General features: G+C 56.2%; 2 pseudogenes. Both read right to left on the minus strand.

Going from position 1 to position 1,015, the window contains the following annotated elements:
- Positions 1-520: pseudogene (locus HP566_RS01485) on the minus strand (hypothetical protein); the annotation flags it as partial.
- Positions 521-527: 7 nt separating this feature from the next.
- Positions 528-1,015, minus strand: a pseudogene (locus HP566_RS01490) (tetratricopeptide repeat protein); the annotation flags it as partial.

The following is a 1,015-nucleotide window of genomic DNA, read 5'->3' on the forward strand; positions in this document are numbered from 1 at the left end:
GTTTTAGCCAGTTGCCTGCACGGGTGGGAATCCCCAGCAGGTTGTAGAACTGGGTCAGTCGGGAAGCATCCAGATTGGCGTAGATATAGTACAGGGCCAGCATCGCCTCCGGGTCGCCCGCTTCGGCGTTGGGCAGGGTAATGTCCAACGCCGCCTCTCGCCAGCCTGCGCTGTTGTCAGGGCATCGGTCGCCGGCTACGCAGGCCCCGCCTTGAAACAGCCGCAGCATGGCGTAGGGGTCGCCTTGCTCGGCAGCCTGTAAATACCACTCCATGGCCTCGGTGGTTAAGCCCAGCATATTCTGTCTGCGTTCTGACTCGCCCATGTAATACATAGCTTCTACATCACCAGCATCAGCCGCTTGGCGTAAATAAGGCATGGCATCTGTTGAATGCCCTATATTGTAAAGGCGCATACCTTCATCTTTGGCGGCCTGGATATCCGCGGGTAGCGCCCAGCTAGTGAGTGACCAAAGCAGTGGAAGCAAGAGGGCGAATACCAGACGGTTTATGTTTGCCATCGCTCAATCAGTAACCAAAGCGAGGGGGAAACCTGGAAATGGGGGGCTGACGCCCTATCCATTCCGACGCTGCCAGCGCTTCTGCTTGCTGGCGCTCATCTTCTGTGAGCTTGTCCTGGTTCCAGGACATAATATCCCGTGAATTGCCATCCTCTATCTCTACATACAGCGCATAAAGTATGGCCCAGCCCTTAATGCGGTCTTCTTCATTAACGCACCGTTGATCGGGGGGATACGATGGATCCAAGTAACACCAACCTAATCCCAACCGATTCTCAAAGCTTCCATGCTGGGATGCCCGCTCCATCCATTGCCAACTGGCTGCATAGTCTTGCTGCTCTCTTTTGACATACTCCAGTTGCTCCATGGCGGGCACATGGCCTTGCTCCGCTGCACGGCTCAACCAGCTTTCCGCCGCTTCCAGGCGGCGGCGTTTGGTGAAGTACCACCCCCGACCATTCATAATCTGACGACCCCACAGGGTTTGGGCTTCCG

The organism is Vreelandella olivaria, assembly GCF_023507745.1.
In the GTDB taxonomy this organism is placed as follows: domain Bacteria; phylum Pseudomonadota; class Gammaproteobacteria; order Pseudomonadales; family Halomonadaceae; genus Vreelandella; species Vreelandella olivaria_A.